This window comes from Pseudobutyrivibrio sp. MD2005 (assembly GCF_000621865.1).
Taxonomy (GTDB): Bacteria; Bacillota; Clostridia; order Lachnospirales; family Lachnospiraceae; genus Pseudobutyrivibrio.
The window spans coordinates 21,257-43,767 of the sequence record NZ_KK211358.1; the positions used below are offsets into that span (position 1 = coordinate 21,257).

The window sequence follows — 22,511 nt, forward strand, 5'->3', positions numbered from 1 at the left end:
ACTAAAACTGTAAGTAAATGAATTGGAGGATAAATATATGAAGAAAAGATTTTTTTCTATATTGATGGTAATGGCCATGACTGCAGCTTTAGTTGGTTGTGGAAATAAATCGGCAGACAATGGGGATGCAAATGGAAATTCAGATGCTGCTGGAGCAGTGTATAAGGTAGGTATTATTCAGTATGTAGATGATGCTTCTCTTAACCAGATTGTTACTAATTTAGAGTCTCAGCTTGATGAGCTTTCAAAGGAAAAGGGAGTAACATTTGAGTATGAGGATTACTATTATAACGGACAGGCAGATTCAACAACAATCAATCAGATTGTTACAGAGCTTATCAATGATGATGTAGATATTTTGGTTCCAATTGCTACACCTACAGCTATGATTTGCCAATCTGCAACAGAGGATAACCAGATTCCAGTAGTTTTTGCTGCTGTATCTGATCCAGAGGCTGCAGGTCTTGTAGCTTCAAACGATGCACCTGGCGCAAATGTTACAGGCACATCTGATGCACTTAACACAGATGCTGTATTTGATTTGATGTTTGAGCAGAATAGAGATATCAGCAAGGTTGGTCTTCTTTATGATAAGGGACAGGATGCTTCAACAGGCCCAATTAAGGCTGCAAAGGCATATCTTGATGCTGCCGGTGTAGAATATGTTGAAAAGACTGGCACAACAAATGATGAAGTAATGCTTGCTGCAGATGCATTAATTGCAGAAGATGTTGAGGCTGTATTTACTCCAACAGATAACACAATCATGACAGCAGAGCTTGGCATTTACGAAAAGTTTATTGATGCAGGAATCCCACATTACTGTGGTGCAGATTCATTTGCACTTAATGGAGCATATCTTGGATATGGTGTAAACTACGCTACACTTGGTAAGGAAACTGCCAATATGGTTGCGGAGGTTTTAGTTGATGGAAAGAATCCAGCATCACTTCCAGTTAAGACACTTGATAATGGAACAGCTACTGTTAATACAGAGACAGCTGCTGCGCTTAACTTAGACTATGAGAAGATTCGAGATATGTGCGATGGCTTCGTAGAGGTTCAGACTTCGGAGGAATTTGAGTAATGTCATCTATTTTTACTATATCGATTTTTCAAAGTGCATTGGAACTAGGGTGTATATACGCCCTAGTTGCCTTGGCACTTTTTATTTCTTTTACAATTCTTAATATTGCAGATTTAACAACTGATGGTTGTTTCACATTGGGATGTGCAGTTGGCGCTATGGTGTCACTGGCAGGTCATCCATTTTTAGCACTTGTTGCCGCTATTGCATCTGGAGCAGTTGCCGGGTTTGTCACAGCTTTCTTACAAACAAAGCTTGGGGTAGAATCCATTCTGGCTGGAATCATTGTTAACACAGGGCTATACACTATTAATATTGCGGTAATGGGATTTTCTTCTATCGCAAATCTATTTGGATGCGATACTTTATTTTCTATTGGCAAGGATACACTTGGAAACACAGTTGTAGGAGACTGGTATAAAGTAATCATTGTTGCACTGATAGTGGTTGTGGTTGCCGTTGCTCTATGGTGGTTTATGGGGACAACACTAGGTATGTCTATTAGAGCTACAGGTGATAATGCTGAGATGGTTAAGTCATCTTCAATCAATCCAACCTTCACTATCACGGTTGGTCTTTGCCTGGCAAACTCACTTACTGGACTTTCAGGTGCTCTCATTGCCCAGTATCAGAAATCTGCGGATATCAATATCGGAACAGGAATGGTGACAATTGCTTTAGCATCACTTATCATAGGTCAGACTTTGATTGGCAATAAGGGAAGCATGGCAAGAAGAATTATTGGAACTATTTTAGGTTCAGTTCTATACAGATTTATTGTAGCGATTGCCCTTAGATTATCTGTTCCTGCTGAGGCATTAAAGCTTGTTTCAGCTCTTATTGTTGCGGTTGCCATAGCTGCACCTTATTTCAGAAAGAAGCTTGTATTGAAAAAGAGAGAGTTTGCAAACTACAGAGGAAATGCAGTTAGAGGAGGTAAGGAAGATGCTTAAGATTGATAACATTTCAAAGACCTTTAATCCTGGAACAGTAAATGAAAAGGCTGCATTGACACACCTATCCCTTGATTTAAAGGATGGTGATTTTGCAACTATAGTAGGTTCAAATGGCGCCGGCAAATCAACAATGTTTAATGCAATTGCCGGTACCTTTATAGTAGATGAAGGCAATATCTATCTTGATGGAGAGGATATTACATTTAAAAAAGAGTATGTTAGGAGCCGCGTGATAGGGCACCTATTTCAAGATCCCCTTAAGGGCACAGCTCCTAATATGACAATTGAGGAGAATATGGCTCTTGCGTTTCTTAGAGCATCACATTCTTCAGGTAAGCTTTTCTCTAGAATCAGCTCTAAGGATAAAGCAAGATTTAGAGAGCAGCTATCACTTCTAAACATGGGATTGGAAGATAGAATGAAACAGCCGGTTGGGCTGCTTTCAGGCGGACAGCGCCAGGCTCTTACACTTTTGATGGCCACATTTGTAACGCCAAAGCTGTTGCTTTTAGATGAGCATACGGCAGCCCTTGATCCAGCTACGGCAGAAAAGGTTTTGGAGCTTACAAAATCTATTGTTAAAGAAAGAGGCATCACATGCCTAATGGTTACCCACAATATGCATCAGGCTCTGGAAGTGGGAAATAGAACACTTATGATGAACGCAGGTCATATTGTATTTGATACAGAAGGAGAGGAGCGCGCCGCTCTTACTGTTTCAGACTTGCTTGAGAAGTTTAAAGTAGGTGCTGGGGAAGAATTAGATAATGATAGAGTTCTTTTGAGTTAAAAATTTGGATAAATCATCACTTTAAATCGCTAAAGTGTTATAGTACAATGTAATCATTATTTTTGGTAAAAGAGGAAATCACAATGAAAAAGGTAGTTAAGTTTGGAGGAAGTTCACTAGCTGATGCCGGTCAGTTCAAGAAGGTAGGGGATATCATCAGAGCTGACGAGAATCGTGTATATGTTGTGCCATCAGCACCAGGAAAGCGTAATAGCAAGGATACAAAGGTTACAGATATGCTTATTGGTACATACGAAGATGCTAAAGCAGGCAAGGATGTAACAGAGAATCTTGCAGCAATTAAGGCTCGTTATGACGAGATTATTAATGGTCTTGAGCTTAAGAATTTTTCTTTAGATGAGGATTTTAAACAGATTGCAGCAGATATCAAAGAAGATTTATCTTTAGATTATTTAGCAAGCCGTGGAGAGTTTCTTAATGGAAAGATTATGGCTGAGTACTTAGGATATGATTTCATCGATGCTAAAGATGTTATCTTCTTCAATGAAGAGGGACAGCTTAATTCATACAAGACAGAGAAGACTTTGGTTAAGGTATTAGGTGAGCATCCACGTGCTGTTATTCCTGGCTTCTATGGCTGTGGAAAAGACGGAAGGGTTAAGACATTCTCACGTGGTGGCTCAGACGTGACAGGTTCTATCGTTGCCGGTGCTGCTAAGGTTGATGTTTATGAAAACTGGACAGATGTCTCTGGATTTTTGATTTGTGATCCTAGAATCGTTAAGAATCCTGTTGGTATGCAGACAATCACATACCGCGAGCTTCGTGAGCTTTCTTACATGGGTGCATCAGTGCTTCATGAGGATGCTATTTTCCCAGTTCGCTCTGCAGGTATTCCAATTAATATCAAAAACACTAACAAGCCAGATGATGATGGTACATGGATTGTTGAGAGCACAGCTCAGAGAAATGAATATGTTATCACTGGTATTGCTGGAAAGAAGGGCTTCTGTACAGTTCTTATTACAAAGTCACTTATGAATTCAGAGGTAGGATTCTGTAGAAAAGCTTTGTCAGCATTTGAGGATAACGGAATCAATATCGAGCATATGCCTTCAGGTATCGATACTATGACAGTAGTAGTTCATGAAGATGAGTTTATCAATAAGGAGCAGGCTGTAGTTTCTGCTATCCACAGAAACTGTTCACCAGATTCTATCGAAATTGAATCTGATCTTGCTTTAATTGCTGTCGTTGGAAGAGGAATGAAGAGCACACGCGGTACTGCAGGTCGTATTTTCGCAGCACTTAGCCATGCTCATGTAAACGTCAGAATGATTGATCAGGGTTCTTCTGAGCTTAACATCATCATTGGTGTAGAGAACCGTGATTTTGAGGTAGCTGTAAAGGCTATATACGATATCTTCGTAACAACAAAACTCTAACCACAATATTTTGCGTAATTATTGTGAATATACTTGAAAAAAGAGGTTACATTTGCTAACGTTAATAGTGTAAGGGAGAGTCAACAGAGGGGGAGCTGTAAGGCTTAACTAATGCTTATGAAAAAGAAACCAAAACTATCCAAAAACGTTTGCAAAGACGTAGTATTATGCAGAACTACTAACCGTATCGTCTCTAATCGTACGTCAGAATTGCTTCTAGAGCAGTCGGTTGCGTTTACGAAATCCTTTAGACGAATTCCATTTTTCTTGCGCCCGCGTTTTCATGGTGCAAGTCAGTATTATGTTATCTCGATTAGCAGGTATCAGTATTCTAAAGCCAGAAAGGTATTGAATCTTCTTGAAGAAAGAGATTTAAACAGATTGGTATTAAATGTGATATAAAAAGGGGTTCCACATTTGTGGAACCCTGTTTTTATTTTATCTATCTTTTATTAAATGATAAATTCCAATTATTATACCTCGTATAACGGCGTATATCATAAACATCAGCATGAAGCCCCAGACACCAAACACTATGTCACCAAAATCCATGACGCCGCTCTTGGTAATCTTTTGCTCGATTTCTATGGCAAATGTCAAAAGTAGAATCAATGTGAATACGTATATCCAACTAATTACTAGCACATGTCCTGTTTTTGCAAGAAGCGAAAAAATAGGCTGAATAACAAAAACCATTAACATTCCAAGGCATCCAATAACTAAGAAATGCAACTCTTTATCGCTAAAATTTGCTTCGTTTGCATCATTCCAAGTAAGAATGTAAGTATGTGCTCGGTTTATAAAATCCAAAATAGAGTATAAAAAAGTGTTCATGTACTGTCTCCTTGTGATAAAATGTAACTATTATGAGCAAACTATAATGGAGGATAAGTATGGGAAATATTATAGTCGCACAGTCAGGCGGACCTACTGTTGCAATCAATGCCAGCTTAGCTGGAGTAATCGAGGGAGCAATTGCTTCAAAATATGATAAAATCTATGGCTCCATCAATGGTATCCTGGGTATCAAAGATGATAATATCATTGATTTAGGTAAAATAGCAAATTCAGATCCTAATTTCCTTACAAAGCTTAAGACGACACCAGCAATGTTCTTGGGCTCTTGTCGTTTTAAACTTCCTAGTGTCGAATCTAACGACCCTATATATAATACACTTTTTGCACAATTTGAAAAGTACAATATAGACGCATTCTTCTACATTGGTGGAAATGATTCAATGGATACAGTAGATAAGCTTTCTGCCTATGCTAGACAAAAAGAATCTCACATTAGATTTGTAGGAATACCAAAGACAATCGATAACGATCTTTGTGTTACAGATCATACTCCAGGTTTTGGTTCGGCAGCAAAATACATTGCAACTACCACTATGGAAGTTATTTATGATGCTCAGATTTACAATTCACCTAGTGTTACCATTATCGAGGTTATGGGACGTGATGCGGGATGGCTTACAGCTGCTACATCTCTTGCCAGAAACGAATATTGCCCAGGTCCTGATTTGATCTATCTTCCTGAGGTTCCATTTAACACAGAAATTTTCGTAAACGATTTATCACGACTTCTTAAGCAGAAGACAAATATTGTTGTGGCAGTTTCTGAGGGAATCAGAGATGCTGCAGGAGAATATATTTCAGCTTCTACAGGAACTCTTGATAATTTTGGCCATGCTCAGCTTTCAGGTGCAGGAAAGACACTTGAGTATCTTGTGAAGGATAGACTCGGAGTAAAGGTACGTTCAATCGAAGTTAATGTTCTTCAAAGAGCTGCTGCCCATATTAGCTCACTTACAGATATTAACGAGTCTGTTTTACTTGGAAAGAACGGTGTAAAGTTTGCCGAGGATGGTGTGACAGGAGTTATGGTAATTGCGAAGCGCACAAGCAATTCCCCATACACTATCGAATATGATTATGCTAAGATCCATGACATTGCAAATGAAGCTAAGGAAGTTCCAAAGGAATGGATAAATGCAGATCATAATTGGGTTACAGATGATATGCTAGAATATCTTCGCCCACTTATCTTAGGAGAGCCTAAGCTTGAATACTCTAATGGTTTGCCAGTATATGTTAATAGATAAAGAGGTTTATGATGTACGATTTAAAAGGAAAAACAATTATTGAAATCAAAGAATACGTTAATTCTTTGAGTAATGAGGAACTGGATAAGTTCATCGAAGAAGTGGATTTTCATGACTATGATTTTGATTTAGAGGCTATTGATTTGTTAAACAGTTCAAGACTCTACGATTATATCCAGTATTCTCATAATGGCGAGGCTGCTATTACTTTTGATTAATAAAAATATTAGTCTTTGTTGACAGAAAAGGGGGATAACTATGGTATCCAAAAAGCAAAAAGTTAAAACAGTTATATTGGTACTGATTCTTGCTGCGGCTATAGTAGGCGGCGTGTTCGGAATCAGCTATTACAAAGGAGGCGTTACATTCCCTTGGCAAGTGGCTAGCACTGATGTAGAACAAAAAGAGGTTGCCGAAGAGTCAAAGGAAGACGATGTTAAGCTTAAAGTAGTTGAGACTAAAGACAACAAACAGGAAGTTACAGAAGAAAAGACCGAAGACAAGGAACTACCAGAGGTTAAAGAAGATGAGCCTGAGGTGGAAGAAAAAGAAGAAGCCCCTGAAGAGACAGCAGAAGTAGTAAAGACTATGGGCTACTATGGACCACTTCATGTAGAAGAAGGACGTCTTGTTGATGAAGAAGGAGATTTAGTACAGCTTACAGGTGTTAGTTCACATGGCCTTAGCTGGTATCCAGAATATGTTTCCGCTGACACAATCGCAACCCTTAAGGATGAATGGGGAATCAATGTAATCAGACTTGCTATGTACACAAGCGACTACAATGGCTATTGTGTTGGAGGTGAGAAGAACCAGGCTGCGCTCAAAGAGACTATTGACGAGGCTGTTACAGCAGCAACTGATAATGATATGTATGTGATTATTGACTGGCATATCTTAAATGATGGCGATCCTAATGAGTATAAGGCGGAAGCTATTCAGTTCTTTGGCGAGATGGTTCGTCAGTACAAGGATAACGAAAATGTAATCTATGAAATCTGCAACGAGCCTAACGGTGATGTAAAGTGGTCTGATGTTAAGAGCTATGCTACAGAGCTTATTCCAGTAATCAGAAATGTTGATAAGGATGCATTGATTTTAGTAGGTACACCTGAGTATTCAAGTGATTTACAATCTGTTGTAAATGATCCACTTAAATTTGATAACGTTATGTACACTTATCATTTTTATGCTGGAACACATAAGTCTGGTGCGAGAAGTTCTCTTACAGAAGCTTTAGATGCTGGCCTTCCAGTATTTATTTCAGAATATGGCAATGTATCAGCTGATGGTGACGGTGCTGTTGATACAGAAGAGGCTGCTAAATGGGAAAAGATCATAGATAAATACGGCTTGTCAACTTGCATATGGAACCTTTCAAACAAGGATGAGGGCTCTGCACTCATTAGTTCTGAATGCGACAAAACAGAAGACTTTGATTATGAAGACCTTACAGAGCAGGGAAAATTCTTTGTTGATTCATTAGGTGTTAAGTTTGAAGAAGCTGATGAAGAGGATGAAGAAGATACTGAAGATACTGAAGAAGAAATAACAGAAGACTCTGAAGAGTCCGAAGACACAGAAGCTACTCAGTCACAGAGCAGCAAAAAGGAAAAGAAAAGCACTGATAAAAAGAAAATCAGTAAGAAAATAAATGTAAAGAAAACAAAAAGTAATACGGAGAATTAAAGATAATGACTACAAATGAAAAAATATCAAAGCTGAGAGATTTAATGAAGGAAAGAGGCATTGATATATACCTTGTTCCTACTGACGATTTTCATTCTTCAGAATACGTTGGTGAACACTTTAAGGAAAGAAGCTTTATCACAGGTTTTACAGGTTCTGCAGGTACTGCCATCATCACAAAGGATGAAGCTCATCTGTGGACAGATGGAAGATATTTCGTGCAGGCTGCAAAGCAGATTGCAGATTCTGAAGTGATTTTAGAGCGTATCGGAGAGCCAGGCGTTCCTGAAGTTGAAGAATTTATCGAAAAGCATTTTCCAAATGGAGGCTGCTTAGGCTTTGATGGCAGATGTGTTTCAGCAAAGAATGCTGCTAAATATTTTGATATCGCCCAGGAAAAGGGTGGTGAATTATTCACTACAGAGGATTTGATTGATAGTATTTGGGAGGACAGACCATCCCTTCCTAAGGCTACTACATGGGTGCTTGCAGATGAGTTCTCAGGAGAGAGCATGCAGGCTAAAATCTATCGAATCCGCGATAAGATGAAAAAGAAAAAGGCAGATGCACATTTGGTTTCATCATTGTACGACATTGCTTATATTCTTAATTTAAGAGGAGATGATATTGAACACGTACCTGTATTCTTGTCATTCCTTCTTATCACAGATGATAGCGTAATCTTATTTACAGATACTACAAATTGGCCAGAGGAAGCTATGAGCTACCTTAACAACAATAGTATCAAGCTATATCCATACGATATGGTATACCATTACATGCAAAGCGCTGATATGGCAGATAGAAGAGTGCTTCTTGACCAGAGCATTATCAACTACAACATTGTTAAATCGCTCAAGGGCTCTGCAAAGATTATTGATGGCAAGAACCCATCAGAGCTTATGCGTGCAGTTAAAAATGAGACAGAAATAAAGAATACAAAATGGGCTCATATTAAAGATGGTGTAGCATGTACTAAGGCTATCAAATATGTAAAAGAAAACATTGGTAAGGTACCAATGACAGAGATAACAGTTTCTGATTATTACGAGGCTAGACGCCGCGAGCAGGAGAATTTCCTTGATTTATCATTTGGCACAATATCAGCTTATGGTCCAAACGCTGCAATGATGCATTACAGCGCAAAGCCAGGGGCTGAAGCAGAGCTTAAGCCAGAAGGATTCCTCCTTGTTGATTCAGGCGCCCACTACCTTGAAGGCACAACAGATATTACTAGAACTATAGCTCTAGGAGAGCTCACTCAGCAGATGAAGGAGTATTACACTACAGTATTACGCTGCCATCTTAGACTTATGGCTGCAAACTTCCCTAAGGGAGTTACAGGAGCTAATCTTGATGTGCTTTCACGTGGTCCAGTATGGGATATGGGACTTGATTATCGTTGCGGTACAGGTCATGGCGTTGGACATATTCTCAATGTTCATGAAGGTCCTAACAACTTCCGCTGGAGAGTTCCAAAGGGACAGAATGCGGCAGAGCTAATCCCAGGTATGGTTACAACAGATGAGCCAGGCCTTTATATCGAGGATGGCTTTGGAATAAGAATAGAAAACGAGCTTCTTTGTGTTGCAGGTGAGACAACAGAATACGGAGATTTCCGTCATTTTGAGTCACTTACTGTATGCCCTATCGATTTGGATCCAGTTATTCCAGAGATGATGACCGAGGCAGAAAAGAAGACTCTTAACGAGTACCATGCAATGGTTCGCGAAACATTAAAGCCATATTTGTCTGATGAAGAAAATGAATGGTTAAAGAAAGAAACTAGAGAAATTTAAGGTGGCTGATGAGGGATAATAATGAGCAAACTTTTATTAATGGATGGACATAGTATTGCAAATCGTGCATTCTATGGCTTGCCTGATCTTACAAATAGCGCTGGGGAGCACACCGGCGCCATTTTTGGCTTTTTGAACATGATGTTTAAGTTCATCGAAGTGGAGAAGCCAGACAATTTTGCAGTTGCATTTGATGTACATGCGCCAACATTTAGACATAAAATGTTTGATGCATACAAGGGCACTCGTAAGCCTATGCTACCTGAACTAAAAGAGCAGATACCACGTATTCAGGAAATGCTTAGGGCAATGGGTGTACCAGTTATTACACTTGAAGGCTGGGAAGCAGACGATATTTTAGGTACTCTTTCTCGTATTGGAGAGGAGAAAGGCTTCGATGTTACTATTGTTTCGGGAGATAGAGATTTACTCCAGCTTGCTACTGAAAAGGTAAAGATTTCCATTCCAAAGACAAAAAAGACAGGAACTGAAATAGAACAGTATTATGCAGCGGATGTTAAGGCACTTTATGGTGTTACTCCAAAGCAGTTTATTGATATAAAGGCCCTGATGGGTGATGCATCAGATAACATTCCTGGAGTTGAGGGAATTGGTGAAAAGACTGCATCAAATCTCATTCAGCAGTATGGCTCTATTGAAGAGTGTCATGCTCACGTTGAGGAGCTGAAGCCACCTAGAGCTTCTAAGAATTTGGCTGCGCAGTGGGATATTGCAGTATTATCAAAGGAGCTTGCTACAATTAACGTGCAGGCACCAATCGAGCTTGAAGAGGGCAGTACAAAGTTAGATAACATCTTTACAGAAGAGGCGTATCTTCTCTGCAAAAGATATGAGCTGAAGAATTTGTTGCCTAGGTTTGAAAATTCTACCACTGCAAGTGTTGCTGACAACACATCTGAAACTTTTAAGCACATTTCTGATTTCAGTGAAGTGGAAGCTTTCTTTGAAGATTTAAAGAAGAGTGGCAATGATTTTGTTGGAGTAAGCATAATGGCTACTGACAAAATCAAAGGTGTTGCTTTATCTGTTGGGGAATCTACAGTATATATTGAAAGCAATGGCTTGGTTACACCTGAAAATCTTGCACACAAGCTTATAGAACTCAGCGGTAAGGGCGTGAAGCTTTGCTTTTGGGATTTGAAAAAAGCAATGCATCTTATCTATGATTTGCTTAGTGATGATGAGAAAGCTGGAGTTTATGAAAACGGTGGCAAAGCCGTAATCTTCCCAACAGCATGTGATGTTGCAGTGGCGGCATATCTGCTCAATCCTACAAAAAGCGAGTACAACGCAGAGGATGTGGCAAGTGAGATGCTTGGGAAAATAATTCCAGGTGTGGCAGATTTGTTTGGAAAGAAGAAGCTTGCAGCAGCTTTAGAGGATGATAGTCTGATTGACGAGGTTGTTAAGTATGCTTGCTACAATGCCTATGTTGCTCACGATGCCTATGAGCTGATTATAAATAAGATCAAAGAAGAAGGCATGCTTGATATATACGAAACTATCGAGCTGCCGCTTATATATACATTGTTTGATATGGAAATAGCTGGCATTGCTATGGACGCTGATGCATTGTCTGAATATGGCAAAAAGCTTTCTGTGAGAATAAAAGAGCTGGAGCAAAGCATTTATAATGAAGCTGGCGAGGAGTTCAATATTAATTCTCCTAAGCAGCTTGGAGTTATTTTATTTGAGAAGCTAGGAATTAAAGGTGGAAAGAAGACTAAGACGGGCTATTCTACAGCAGCGGATGTACTAGAAAGCTTGGCTGGCGAAAATCCAATCATTAGCGACATTCTTGAGTACAGGCAGTTGGCAAAGCTTAAGAGCACTTATGCTGATGGCTTGGCTACATGTGTTGATGCTGATGGTAGAGTTCGTTCTACATTTATGCAGACTGTTACAGCTACAGGAAGAATCAGTTCTACAGAGCCTAATCTTCAAAATATTCCTATCAGAATGGAGCTTGGAAGAGAGATTAGAAAGGTATTTCATCCAGAGGATGGCTACGTATTCTTAGATGCTGATTACTCGCAGATTGAGCTTCGAGTGCTTGCTCATATGTCCGGTGATGATAATCTTATCAATGCATTTAAGGCTGGTCAGGATATCCACCGCTCTACAGCTTCGCTTGTGTTTAACACACCATTTGAAGAGGTTACAGATTTACAGCGTAGACGTGCAAAGGCTGTTAACTTTGGTATTGTTTATGGAATCAGCGCATTTGGACTTGCTAAAGATATCGATGTAAGTCGTGGAGAGGCTCAGGAATACATTGATAATTATTTCGTGGCATATCCTAAGATGCATGAGTTCCTTGAAAATCTTAAGGCGGATGGCAAGGAAAAGGGATACGTAACTACAATGTTTGGCAGACGTCGCCCTATACCAGAGCTTGCATCGTCCAACTTCATGACAAGACAGTTTGGTGAACGAGTTGCTATGAATTCCCCTATTCAGGGAACAGCTGCAGATATCATAAAAATTGCCATGGTAAAGGTGCATGACAGACTCTTATCCGAGCATCTTAAGTCAAAGCTTTTGCTTCAAGTACACGATGAGCTTTTAGTGGAAGCCTTAGAGAGCGAAAAGTCAAAAGTAAAGGCGCTTATACAGGAAGAAATGGAAAATGCAGCAAATCTCGCTGTTAAGCTTGAAATTGATATGAATGCTGGCAAGAATTGGGCAGAAGCTCATTAATCTAGCCATCCCGTTAACAGGAGATAGATTATGTTATTTATAGGTATAACAGGAGGCGTTGGCGCAGGGAAAAGCACAGTATTGCGCCTTCTGAAAGAGAATTTTAATTGTAAGGTTCTGCTTGCAGACGAGGTAGCGGCAGAGCTGATGAAGGCTGGCAATGCCTGTTTTGATGCTGTGGTATCTCTAGATTGGCCTGAAAGCATTGTTGGAGCTGATGGCGAAATAGATCGCGGTCTTATGGCTAGGCTGATGTTTAGTGATGATAAGCTTTTAACAGAGGTGAACGCAATTGTTCATCCTGCAGTAGAGCAAGAAGTACTAAATCAAGTAGAAGATGAACGGGCTAAGCACAAGATAGAGTATTTTTTCTTTGAAGCTGCATTGCTCATAGAATGTGGATATGGTAAACTTGTTGATGAGATGTGGTACATTTATGCCGATGAGAATACCAGAGCCAAAAGGCTTAAAGAATCTAGAGGCTATTCAGATGAACGCATCAAAAATACTATCGCGAAACAGCGTAGTGATGCTTCTTTTAGGGAGCATGCTGATAGAGTTATAGATAACAGTGGTGATAAGGAGCAGACGTTGCTTCAGCTTCGCCAAATTTTAGAATAATTCTCGAGGAGAGCAGTTTATGGAGACGAAGGACATTGTATTTGGACTTGATATTGGTACCAGAAACGTTATTGGTACAGTTGGATATCTTGATGGTGCAGAATTTCATGTAATCGCGCAGGATATCAAGGAGCATGATACTAGAGCCATGCTTGATGGTCAGATTCACGATATTGGTCGTGTAGGCGCCACCTGTGATGAGGTTAAAAAGATACTTGAGGCTAAGACAGGCCTTAATCTTACAGAAGTTTGTATAGCTGCCGCTGGTCGTGTACTTCGTACAGTTACTACTCATGTTGAGATGGAATATCCAGAGGAAACAGTGGTTACTGGTGAAGATTTACACACTTTGGATATGATGGGTATCGATCAGGCAGGAAAAGAGCTTAAAGCTGATGAGGACAAGAAATACAAGTTCTTCTGCGTAGGCTACTCTACAGTTAAGTATTATCTGAATGGAGATGTATTCTCATCTATCCAGGATCATAAGGCAGATGTTATTGGAGAGGATATAATTGTTACATTCTTACCAGAGGATGTTGTTGACGGATTGTATTCTGCAGTTGGAAAGGCAGATCTTTCAGTTGCAAATCTTACATTGGAGCCTATTGCAGCTATCAATGTTGCTATTCCTCAGAATTTCAGAATGCTTAATATTGCACTTATAGATGTGGGCGCAGGTACATCCGATATCTGTGTTACAAAAGATGGAAGTATCATTGCATACGGCATGATTCCAATGGCGGGCGATGAGCTTACAGAGGTTTTGGTGCATGAATTCCTTGTAGATTTTGCCACCGCTGAGACAATTAAGCGCGCCTCTACAGAGGGTGGCGAAATAACATATGATGATATTATGGGCATCAGCCATACTATCAAATCAGAAGATGTATGGAAGCTTACAGATCCAGTTATGGAAAAGATTGCCCTTGAGGTTGCTACTAAGATTCAGGAGCTTAACGGCGGAAAGTCAGTTTCAGCTGCATTTGTAGTTGGCGGTGGTGGAAAAATCCATGGCTTTACAGAGGCTCTCGCAAAGGATCTTAAAATAGTTCCAGAGCGTGTAGCTCTTCGTGGTGAAGAAGTAATGAAAAACATTATCTTCGAAGAGGATGATGTTAAGAAGGATTCACTTCTTGTTACACCAATCGGTATCTGCCTCAACTACTATGAGACAAAGAACAACTTCATCATGATTCATTTCAATGGAGAGATGATGAAGCTTTATGATAATGGTCAGCTTACAATTGTAGATGCTGCTATGCAGGCAGGCTTCGCTGCTGAGCAGCTGTTCCCAAGAAGAGGACGTGAGATTAACTTTACAGTTAATGGCGTGTCTCGCATGATTAGAGGAACAGAAGGCGAATCTGCAGTTGTTACAATGAATGGCCGCACTGTTGGAATCAACACTCCTCTCGAATTCAATGCAGAGGTTACACTTGTTCCATCTACAGTTGGAGCAGGCGGCTCAGGTACAATTGCCGATTTGACAGAGTTTACAACAGAATATCTCTACTTTAATGTTTGTGGACATCGTGTAAAATGTCCAAAGTTTGTAGAGGTAAATGGCTCTATGGAGCCACCAACATACACAATTAAAGAAGGGGATGTCATCGAGACTCGCCCATTCTATACAGTGGGGCAGTTGGCGGAATTTATGGATGTTTCAATCGACGATAGATACGAGATACTTGTTAACAATCGTCCATCTAGTCTTGACTCACTTGTATATGAAAACTTTGCTATTGAATGGACAACCACAACTCCAGTGGCCTATGCAGGTGAATACCTTGCTGAGGATGGAGAAGGATTGCCAGAGGATTATGAGGCACCAGAGGCTGAGCCAGCAGTAGCAACAGATGCTCGCACTCGTATCAAAATAGAGACAGTAGATTTACCTATTAATATCAACGGTAAGGATATGGTATTATCAGGCAAGAAAGATTATATATTTGTAGATATTTATAATCTCATCAATTTTGATCCAAATGCGGGAAATGGCCGCCCACTTGTTATTAGAATTAATGGTGAAAAGTGCGGCTACGCAGATGAGCTTCATCCAAATGATAAGGTTGAATGCTTCTGGCAAAATGATTAATAAGAACATTGACAGTTCTTTATATTGTAAATTAATTAGAAAGATATTTAGTAATAATGGATTTTTTTAGTATTGCAAGTGGTAGTAGCGGAAATTGTATTTGCGTGGGTGATTCAAACACCCACGTAATGATTGACGCTGGAATTTCAGGTAAGCGCATTGAAGCTGGTATGAACAAATATGATTACACAACAGCTGATATGGACGGTCTTTTGGTGACCCATGAACACTCTGATCATGTGTCCGGTCTAGGGGTTATTTCTCGCAAATATCACATCCCTATTTATGCCACTGCAGGCACGATAAAAGCAATACGTTCAATGAAAAGTCTTGGAGCAATAGACGATTCTTTATTCCATGAGATAAAGGCTGATGAAAGCTTTGTCTTAGGGTCTCTTAAAATTCACCCATTTCATATCAGCCATGATGCGGCTGATCCAGTTGCATATCGTATAGAAAATGATAAATCAAAGGTTGCAGTCTGCACTGACTTAGGGTATTATGACAGCAATATTGTAGAAAACCTCACAGGGCTTGATGCTATGCTGCTGGAGGCTAATCATGATATTCATATGCTTGAGGTGGGGGCATACCCATATCCTTTAAAGCAACGTATCCTTGGTAACTATGGTCATTTGTCTAATGAAGCCAGTGGTAAGCTGTTAAGTACAGTGCTTCATGATAATGTTAAGCATGTATTTTTAGGGCATCTCAGTCACGAGAACAATTACCCGGATCTGGCATATGAGACAGTGCGTTTAGAGGTTACAATGGATGAACGCACCCCATATACTGGCAACGACTTCAACATTACTGTTGCATCGCGATGCGAAGCGTCGGAGCGCGTGGTTATATAATCAATCATTTATGGTAACTTTCCCTTATGCAATTTTGCTGTATAAGGGTTAAATATGAAAGGAGCAAAGATGGAGAATAAGGTTATTATTACAGTTGTAGGTAAGGACACAGTTGGTATTATTGCACGTATATGCACATACCTTGCAGAGAATGGAGTTAATGTTTTGGACATTACACAGACTATCGTGCAGGGCTTTTTTAATATGATGATGATTGTGGATATCAATGCAAGCACTCGCAGCTTTGGTGAACTTCAGAACGATTTAGAGAAATTAGGAAACGAAATTGGTGTTCAGGTTAAGGCTCAGAAAGAAGCTATCTTTGATGAAATGCACAGAATTTAAGTTGGAGGGCATATGGTAAATCTACAGGAAGTTATCGAAACAAATAAAATGGTAGAGGAGCAGACACTTGATGTCCGCACAATTACTATTGGTATAAGCTTATTAGAATGCATAGATTCTGATTTAAAGCTATTAAATGAAAAGATTTATAATCGTATCACAACAGTAGCAAAGGATTTGGATAAGGTTGCTCGTGAAATTGAGAGTGATTACGGTATTCCAATTGTTAACAGACGTATTTCTGTTACTCCAATTGCTCTTGTGGGTGGAGCAGCTTGTAAGACTCCAGCAGATTTTGTTGGCATCGCTCACACTTTAGACAAGGCAGCAGAAGCTGTAGGAGCTAATCTTATCGGCGGTTATTCTGCCCTTGTTTCTAAGGGAATGACTACAGCAGATGAAATGCTTATTCGTTCTATTCCACAGGCTTTATGCGAGACTAACAGGGTTTGTAGCTCAGTTAACCTTGCATCTACAAAGACTGGTATTAATATGGATGCAGTTCGCCTTATGGGAGATATTCTTCTCCAGGTAGCTGATCGTTCAAAAGATAGAGATTCCGTAGACTGTATGAAGCTTGTAGTATTCTGCAATGCTCCAGATGATAACCCATTTATGGCAGGTGCCTTCCATGGTGTTACTGAGGCTGATGCAATCATCAATGTAGGTGTTTCTGGCCCAGGTGTTGTTAAAAAAGCCTTAGAGTCAGTTAGAGGTGAAAGCTTCGAAGTATTATGCGAGACAATCAAGAAGACAGCATTTAAGGTTACACGTGTAGGTCAGCTTGTGGCTCAGGAAGCATCAAAGCGTCTTGGCATTCCATTTGGTATTATCGACTTATCACTAGCTCCAACACCAGCTATTGGCGATTCAGTTGCTGATATTCTTTGCGAAATCGGTCTCGAATATGCAGGTGCTCCAGGTACAACAGCTGCTCTTGCAATGCTCAACGATCAGGTTAAGAAGGGCGGTGTAATGGCTAGCTCTTACGTTGGCGGCCTTTCAGGTGCATTCATCCCAGTATCAGAGGATCAGGGAATGATTAACTCAGTTGAGGCTGGCGCAATCACTCTTGAAAAGCTTGAGGCCATGACTTGCGTATGCTCCGTAGGTCTCGACATGATTGCTATCCCTGGCGATACACCAGCAACAACAATCTCCGGAATGATTGCTGACGAAATGGCGCTTGGTATGGTCAACCAGAAGACTACAGCTGCTCGTCTCATCCCAGTCATCGGAAAGACTGTAGGCGACACCGTAGAATTCGGTGGACTCTTTGGATACGCTCCAATCATGCCAGTGAACAAGTTCTCTTGCGCAGACTTCATCAACCGCGAAGGACGTATTCCTGCTCCAATTCATTCATTCAAAAACTAAACAACGTATCGACGACGAACAACGCCTTCGCGTTACGGCTACAAGCCTAATAATTCTCCGCTCAGCTTAGAATGCTTCGCTTGAGAATTATTAGAGCTTGATGCCTACGCGGAGGCTTTTCTATATCCTATGGGTACGAATGTGTTAGCGCCAAATACTTTTGGTCATAATAAAAGCCTGCAGATAACAAGCTCTTTGGTTTCTTAAGCGGAGCTTTCTATGCGAAGCGTAGAAACTCTAAGGCTTGTTAACGTAGCAGGCGTATTAGTGGCTAGCCATTATTTATTTATATTCTGGAACTATAGTTTGTATTGAGCCGTCTGGGTTGTAGCTGAGTTCGCAGTACTTTACGCAGCGGCGGTGGTTAATTCCCTTGGAGTACTCGCAGTCGTGGTAGAAGAGATACCATTTGCCGTGGTATTCTACGATTGAGTGGTGAGTAGTCCATCCGATTACTGGCTCAAGGATTGTGCCTTGGTAAGTGAAAGGACCAGTAGGTGTATCACTAGTGGCGTATACTATTTTGTGAGTTGTACCTGTGGAGTAGGAGAAGTAGTACTTGCCGTTGTATTTGTGCATCCATGGGTCTTCGAAGTAACGTCTGTCTTCGTCCCCTGCCAGAAGCTCATTGCCGTTCTCATCGAGGATTACGATATCCTGAGGCTTTGTAGCAAATTCGCTCATGTCTTCTTTCATAAGAGCTACCTTAGGCCAAACAGCATGCTCATCTTTTGGTGGCTCGGTGCCATTTGGGTCAAAACTGCCGGTGCGATACTTTTCCAGCTGTCCTCCCCAGAGACCGCCAAAGTAAATATATACCTTTGAATCATCATCTAAGAAGGAGCAAGGATCGATGCTGAAACTACCAGGAATATAGTTACTTCTAGGGGTGAAAGGTCCTTCAGGAGATTTGCCCTCAGCGATTCCAAGTCTGAAGATTCCATCTTTATCTCTAGCTGGGAAAACTAAATAGTAAGTATTGTTTTTAAATACTACGTCAGGTGCCCAAAGCTGTTCAGATACCCAAGGTACCTGGTCTTGATGTAAAACTTCACCGTGGTCTATAACTTCATCGCTTTTATCATCCATAGAGAGAACATGATAATCACGCATTTGGTACTCGTCACCGTTATCGTTATCTTCGCCATCATGAGGTATATCATGAGAAGGATAGACGTAAAGTCTGTCATTAAACACATGCGCAGATGGATCTGCTGTGAATATGTGGGTAACTAGTGGGGTGTTTTGTTGTTTCATTTTGGTAAATCTCCTGTCTTTTGTTATAAATTATTAACCCTTTACAGCACCTGCTGTTAAGCCATCTACAATCTGATTTGAGAATGCACAGTAGACAACTATAGTAGGGATAATTGCAATAATGATTGCGGCAAACATCTGTGAGTAGTTTGTGTTGTATGGTCCAACGAATTTTGAAAGTGAAACTGGAAGAGTCTTCTTCATGTCGTCAGAGATAAATACCATAGCAAGTAAGAGTTCGTTCCAGTTTGCGATAAATGTCATAAGTCCAGTAACGAAGAGACCAGTCTTTCCAAGTGGAAGACAAACCTTGAAAAAGATTTCGTAAATTGTAGCGCCATCGATGCAAGCACTCTCAATTAACTCGTTTGGCATACTTTCGAAGAAGCCTACCATAATGAAGATAGTGATAGGAAGTGCAAAAGTAAGGTATGGAAGGATAAGACCTACTAAGCTATTTGTAAGACCGACTTTCGCAAAACGAGTAAACAATGGAATGAGAACACAGTGTACAGGAATCATCATTCCAATAAGGAAGTATGTTAAAGATAGCTTAGCAAGTTTCCAACGCATGCGGGCAATACCAAATGCTGCCATGGAACCGATGACCATGCTAAGTGCTAAAGTGATAATACAAACGATGAAAGAATTAAGTGTTGCAATTCCGAGCTTTCCAGCAGTCCAAGCAAAAGCAAAGTTTTCAAATGTTGGAGCTTTTGGAAGAGCGAATGGGGCAGTGAAGATTTCTGCATTTGTTTTGAAGGATACGTTAAATACCCAAAATAGTGGTGCAAGATAAATAACTGCCATTATTATGAGAAATACATATATTAAAATCTTTGGGATAGTTATTTTTTTCATTAGTAAAAACTCCTTTCGGGTAACGCATTACATCTCGTATTGCTCTGTCTTAACGACCTTGTTGATAAATGCAGTTACGATTAAGCAAAGTACTAAGAGCAGTACTCCGATTGCGCTGGCGTAGCCATATTTGAAATACTTAAAACCTTGCTGATATAGGTGTGTTGCAAGTACTTCTGTCTTATGGTTTGGACCACCTTCGGTCATGTTGAAAATCAAATCAAAAAACTTTAATGAACCGATAGCATTAAGTGACATTGCGGTTGCAACCATAGGTCTGATAAGTGGCAGTGTGATGTAGCGGAAGCTTTTGACCTTGTTGCAACCATCAATGTAACTTGCTTCGTAAAGAGACTTGCTTATGCCTGATATCTGAGCCATGTAAAGCATCATAGACTGACCGACATATTGCCAAAGTGCAACGAAAGCGATTACCCACATAGGAAGAATGATATAACCATTGGTATCCATGAGCCAAAGTGGACCCTCGATACCAAGCTTAGCAAGCAATTGATTGATACCAAGCTTAGGACTGAAAATGAACATCCATAAAAGTCCTAAAGCTGCAGAAGAAAGAACACATGGTAAATAGATAATGTTTTTGAATAAGTTTCTTCCTTTATCTATATTTGTTAAAAGGGCAGCTAAAAACAGACCCATAATAAGCTGAGTTACACAAGAAAAAATTAAAAAGAATATTGAATTCTTGATAGCGATAATTAAAGTTGTGTCAGATAATAAAGTTTTGTAATTTTCAAGCCCGATGAATTTTGGTGGGGTTAAAGCGTTGTAATCACAAAATGAGTAATAAACTGACTGACAAATAGGTATAAATAGAACGAAAGTAAATAATATAAATGCAGGAGCCATAAACACGCATATGGCTTTTTTGTTTCTCAATAGTTTATCCATAACAGTTTTTCCTTAGTTTTATTTAATAAAAATGGGGAGTGCGTCGCACTCCCCGGACAATAAAGAAATTGAAGAAGAGTCAATTATCTGCAATTTGCGTTATAATAATCTTCCATATCTTTTGCAGCTTCCGCTGGTGTCATATCACCTAAGAATACTGCGACCATAGTATCATCAAAATGTGCACCTGTTTCAGTTGAAGGCATTGACTCATTGTAGAATCCGAATGTACCCTTTGAGTTCTCGAAAATATCCATTACATATGCAAGCTGAGCAGGAGCTTTGTCTGCATCGTATTCAACTGTTGTTACAGGAATCTTTCCACCAACCTCAGCTGTGTATTTCTGAGAAGTTTCATCTGTGAAGTACTTCATAAGAGCAGCACATGCTTCTGGGTGCTTTGTTGTAGAGCTCATAGCAAGTGAATCTGACTTAGCGATGATTCTGTCTGTTCCTGGGAACTGGAATACACCACACTTAGATTCGAAGTCTGGGTTTTCACCGTTGATCTGTCCGATAGCCCATGAACCCTGGATGAGGATAGCAGCATCTCCATTGTAGAAGTTTGCTGTAGCAACATCGTTTGTATCACCAGCAGCTGTTGGCTGGAAGTACTTAGATAACTCTGTAAGCTTTGTAGCAGCAGCTTCAAGCTTTCCATCTTCCCAAGAAGCACTACCATCAGCAAGAGCCTGAAGGTCTACACCTTCTTCTTCACAAAGGTAACCAGCTACCATTGATAAGCACCATGCTGTACCAGCTGAAATAGTGATTGGTGTGTAGCCTTTGCTCTGAAGCTTGTCACAAGCATCTAACATTTCATCCCAGTTTGTAGGAACTTCAACGCCTGCGTCTTCGAACATCTCTGTATTATAGAAGCAACATGCAGCAGCTGTGTTAAGAGGTACTGCGTAAATCTGATCGTTGTATGTCATCTGAGAGAATACTGCGTCGCTTGTAAATGTATCTTTCCAACCATCTTGTGCAAGATAATCATCAAGTGGAGCAGCAATTCCTGGCTCTACATAATCTGTAAGGTTTGGACCAGGGCTTACAATGAATACATCAGGAGCATCGCCAGCTGCTACCAAAGCATTAAGCTTAGCGTAGTACTCTTCGAGGTTTGTTGTAACAACGTTTACGTGATACTGACCTTCGTAGTCCTTATTAAATCTGTCGATTGTGTCCTTGTAACCAAGAGAAATTAAATCCTCTGTTGCATTTAAATCATCCCAGAACATCCAAGTGATTTCTTCTACCCCAGAATTCTCTGAAGCTGATGAGCCGCAACCTGTAAATAATGATGCAGCCATTGTTGCAGCTAACACTGTAGCTAAAAACTTTTTCTTCATTACCTATCTCCTTTTTCTTTATTTGTGAATCCCCCGATTCACTGTTTTTTGATAATTAAAATGTAGCACACAAAATAGTCACAATCTTTATAATTGTTGTTTGTTGATTATTAAATATTGCTCTAGCTGATTGCGCTTTTATAGTGCTATTGTATATATATTACTAATATTAATTGGCAGAATTGTGCATAATGTATATTTGGAGTCAAAATAATTGTTTGAATAATAAAAATTGCTTGCAATTTTTCGCAATAAGAGTAAAAATATGTCTCAAGTTA

The 22,511-nt window shown here is 40.0% G+C and carries 19 protein-coding genes; 14 read left to right on the top strand and 5 right to left on the bottom strand.

What is annotated here, in order from left to right; all coding sequences use genetic code 11:
- The first annotated feature begins 37 nt into the window (after nt 1-37).
- The 4 genes from T498_RS0109895 to T498_RS0109910 all read left to right on the top strand — a co-directional run bounded on the left by T498_RS0109895 (nt 38) and on the right by T498_RS0109910 (nt 4,239).
- A complete protein-coding gene (locus T498_RS0109895) occupies nt 38-1,087 on the top strand; it encodes an ABC transporter substrate-binding protein (RefSeq protein ID WP_028235766.1) in 1,050 nt (349 codons plus the stop codon).
- Entirely contained in the window at nt 1,087-2,040 is a 954-nt protein-coding gene (locus T498_RS15535) for an ABC transporter permease (protein ID WP_036978353.1), read from the top strand. Before T498_RS0109895 ends, T498_RS15535 begins: the two co-directional genes overlap by 1 nt.
- Nucleotides 2,033-2,833: an ABC transporter ATP-binding protein gene (locus tag T498_RS0109905; protein WP_028235767.1), complete on the top strand. Its 801-nt coding sequence runs from the start codon at nt 2,033-2,035 to the stop codon at nt 2,831-2,833. The genes T498_RS15535 and T498_RS0109905 overlap by 8 nt, the downstream gene beginning before the upstream one ends.
- A gap of 83 nt (nt 2,834-2,916) precedes the next feature.
- Nucleotides 2,917-4,239 carry an aspartate kinase gene (locus T498_RS0109910; RefSeq protein ID WP_028235768.1) on the top strand — a complete coding sequence of 441 codons (1,323 nt, stop codon included), beginning with the start codon at nt 2,917-2,919 and terminating at the stop codon, nt 4,237-4,239.
- A gap of 438 nt (nt 4,240-4,677) precedes the next feature.
- On the opposite strand, the gene T498_RS0109915 is transcribed toward T498_RS0109910, so the two are convergent.
- On the bottom strand, nt 4,678-5,073 hold the full coding sequence (locus tag T498_RS0109915) for a hypothetical protein (RefSeq protein ID WP_028235769.1): 396 nt from the start codon (nt 5,071-5,073) through the stop codon (nt 4,678-4,680).
- A 53-nt stretch (nt 5,074-5,126) separates the two neighbouring features.
- On the opposite strand from T498_RS0109915, the gene T498_RS0109920 reads away from it, so the two are divergent.
- The 10 genes from T498_RS0109920 (at nt 5,127) to T498_RS0109970 (ending at nt 17,851) form a co-directional block, all read left to right on the top strand.
- Nucleotides 5,127-6,344 carry a 6-phosphofructokinase gene (locus T498_RS0109920; protein WP_028235770.1) on the top strand — a complete coding sequence of 406 codons (1,218 nt, stop codon included), beginning with the start codon at nt 5,127-5,129 and terminating at the stop codon, nt 6,342-6,344.
- Between the two features lie 8 nt (nt 6,345-6,352).
- The gene (locus T498_RS0109925; RefSeq protein WP_207638275.1) at nt 6,353-6,562 is read left to right on the top strand and encodes a hypothetical protein; all 210 of its coding nucleotides are present in this window, start codon (nt 6,353-6,355) and stop codon (nt 6,560-6,562) included.
- A gap of 40 nt (nt 6,563-6,602) precedes the next feature.
- Nucleotides 6,603-8,033: a glycoside hydrolase family 5 protein gene (locus tag T498_RS16265; RefSeq protein ID WP_051524707.1), complete on the top strand. Its 1,431-nt coding sequence runs from the start codon at nt 6,603-6,605 to the stop codon at nt 8,031-8,033.
- A 5-nt stretch (nt 8,034-8,038) separates the two neighbouring features.
- Nucleotides 8,039-9,832, top strand: a complete 1,794-nt coding sequence (locus tag T498_RS0109935; RefSeq protein WP_028235772.1) for an aminopeptidase P family protein — start codon at nt 8,039-8,041, stop codon at nt 9,830-9,832.
- 21 nt (nt 9,833-9,853) lie between these two features.
- Nucleotides 9,854-12,553 (top strand): DNA polymerase I, encoded by a 2,700-nt coding sequence (gene polA / locus T498_RS15545; protein ID WP_036978356.1) that lies wholly within the window; start codon nt 9,854-9,856, stop codon nt 12,551-12,553.
- 30 nt (nt 12,554-12,583) lie between these two features.
- Nucleotides 12,584-13,174: a dephospho-CoA kinase gene (gene coaE / locus T498_RS0109950; protein ID WP_028235773.1), complete on the top strand. Its 591-nt coding sequence runs from the start codon at nt 12,584-12,586 to the stop codon at nt 13,172-13,174.
- Between the two features lie 19 nt (nt 13,175-13,193).
- Nucleotides 13,194-15,272 (top strand): cell division FtsA domain-containing protein, encoded by a 2,079-nt coding sequence (locus T498_RS0109955; RefSeq protein ID WP_028235774.1) that lies wholly within the window; start codon nt 13,194-13,196, stop codon nt 15,270-15,272.
- Between the two features lie 56 nt (nt 15,273-15,328).
- A complete protein-coding gene (locus T498_RS0109960) occupies nt 15,329-16,129 on the top strand; it encodes an MBL fold metallo-hydrolase (RefSeq protein ID WP_028235775.1) in 801 nt (266 codons plus the stop codon).
- Nucleotides 16,130-16,198: 69 nt separating this feature from the next.
- Nucleotides 16,199-16,474: an ACT domain-containing protein gene (locus tag T498_RS0109965; RefSeq protein WP_028235776.1), complete on the top strand. Its 276-nt coding sequence runs from the start codon at nt 16,199-16,201 to the stop codon at nt 16,472-16,474.
- A gap of 12 nt (nt 16,475-16,486) precedes the next feature.
- Nucleotides 16,487-17,851: a PFL family protein gene (locus tag T498_RS0109970; RefSeq protein ID WP_028235777.1), complete on the top strand. Its 1,365-nt coding sequence runs from the start codon at nt 16,487-16,489 to the stop codon at nt 17,849-17,851.
- 282 nt (nt 17,852-18,133) lie between these two features.
- Here the strand turns inward: T498_RS0109970 and T498_RS0109975 are convergent, their stop codons facing one another.
- The 4 genes from T498_RS0109975 to T498_RS0109990 all read right to left on the bottom strand — a co-directional run bounded on the left by T498_RS0109975 (nt 18,134) and on the right by T498_RS0109990 (nt 22,233).
- Nucleotides 18,134-19,108 (bottom strand): glycoside hydrolase family 43 protein, encoded by a 975-nt coding sequence (locus tag T498_RS0109975; RefSeq protein ID WP_028235778.1) that lies wholly within the window; start codon nt 19,106-19,108, stop codon nt 18,134-18,136.
- A 33-nt stretch (nt 19,109-19,141) separates the two neighbouring features.
- Nucleotides 19,142-19,969, bottom strand: coding sequence for a carbohydrate ABC transporter permease (locus tag T498_RS0109980; RefSeq protein ID WP_028235779.1), 828 nt, complete (start codon nt 19,967-19,969; stop codon nt 19,142-19,144).
- A 27-nt stretch (nt 19,970-19,996) separates the two neighbouring features.
- Nucleotides 19,997-20,881, bottom strand: a complete 885-nt coding sequence (locus tag T498_RS0109985; RefSeq protein WP_028235780.1) for a carbohydrate ABC transporter permease — start codon at nt 20,879-20,881, stop codon at nt 19,997-19,999.
- Nucleotides 20,882-20,964: 83 nt separating this feature from the next.
- Entirely contained in the window at nt 20,965-22,233 is a 1,269-nt protein-coding gene (locus T498_RS0109990) for an ABC transporter substrate-binding protein (protein ID WP_028235781.1), read from the bottom strand.
- Nucleotides 22,234-22,511 lie beyond the last annotated feature (278 nt).

Excerpts from the sequence above, each read along its gene's own strand:
- T498_RS0109985 (WP_028235780.1), bottom strand. The coding sequence starts at position 20,881 with ATGGATAAACTATTGAGAAACAAAAAAGCCATATGCGTGTTTATGGCT.
- T498_RS0109910 (WP_028235768.1), top strand. The coding sequence starts at position 2,917 with ATGAAAAAGGTAGTTAAGTTTGGAGGAAGTTCACTAGCTGATGCCGGT.
- T498_RS0109980 (WP_028235779.1), bottom strand. The coding sequence starts at position 19,969 with ATGAAAAAAATAACTATCCCAAAGATTTTAATATATGTATTTCTCATA.
- polA (WP_036978356.1), top strand. The coding sequence starts at position 9,854 with ATGAGCAAACTTTTATTAATGGATGGACATAGTATTGCAAATCGTGCA.
- T498_RS0109935 (WP_028235772.1), top strand. The coding sequence starts at position 8,039 with ATGACTACAAATGAAAAAATATCAAAGCTGAGAGATTTAATGAAGGAA.
- T498_RS0109960 (WP_028235775.1), top strand. The coding sequence starts at position 15,329 with ATGGATTTTTTTAGTATTGCAAGTGGTAGTAGCGGAAATTGTATTTGC.
- T498_RS16265 (WP_051524707.1), top strand. The coding sequence starts at position 6,603 with ATGGTATCCAAAAAGCAAAAAGTTAAAACAGTTATATTGGTACTGATT.
- T498_RS0109990 (WP_028235781.1), bottom strand. The coding sequence starts at position 22,233 with ATGAAGAAAAAGTTTTTAGCTACAGTGTTAGCTGCAACAATGGCTGCA.
- T498_RS0109915 (WP_028235769.1), bottom strand. The coding sequence starts at position 5,073 with ATGAACACTTTTTTATACTCTATTTTGGATTTTATAAACCGAGCACAT.
- coaE (WP_028235773.1), top strand. The coding sequence starts at position 12,584 with ATGTTATTTATAGGTATAACAGGAGGCGTTGGCGCAGGGAAAAGCACA.
- T498_RS0109955 (WP_028235774.1), top strand. The coding sequence starts at position 13,194 with ATGGAGACGAAGGACATTGTATTTGGACTTGATATTGGTACCAGAAAC.
- T498_RS0109975 (WP_028235778.1), bottom strand. The coding sequence starts at position 19,108 with ATGAAACAACAAAACACCCCACTAGTTACCCACATATTCACAGCAGAT.
- T498_RS0109970 (WP_028235777.1), top strand. The coding sequence starts at position 16,487 with ATGGTAAATCTACAGGAAGTTATCGAAACAAATAAAATGGTAGAGGAG.
- T498_RS0109925 (WP_207638275.1), top strand. The coding sequence starts at position 6,353 with ATGATGTACGATTTAAAAGGAAAAACAATTATTGAAATCAAAGAATAC.
- T498_RS0109965 (WP_028235776.1), top strand. The coding sequence starts at position 16,199 with ATGGAGAATAAGGTTATTATTACAGTTGTAGGTAAGGACACAGTTGGT.
- T498_RS0109905 (WP_028235767.1), top strand. The coding sequence starts at position 2,033 with ATGCTTAAGATTGATAACATTTCAAAGACCTTTAATCCTGGAACAGTA.
- T498_RS0109895 (WP_028235766.1), top strand. The coding sequence starts at position 38 with ATGAAGAAAAGATTTTTTTCTATATTGATGGTAATGGCCATGACTGCA.
- T498_RS15535 (WP_036978353.1), top strand. The coding sequence starts at position 1,087 with ATGTCATCTATTTTTACTATATCGATTTTTCAAAGTGCATTGGAACTA.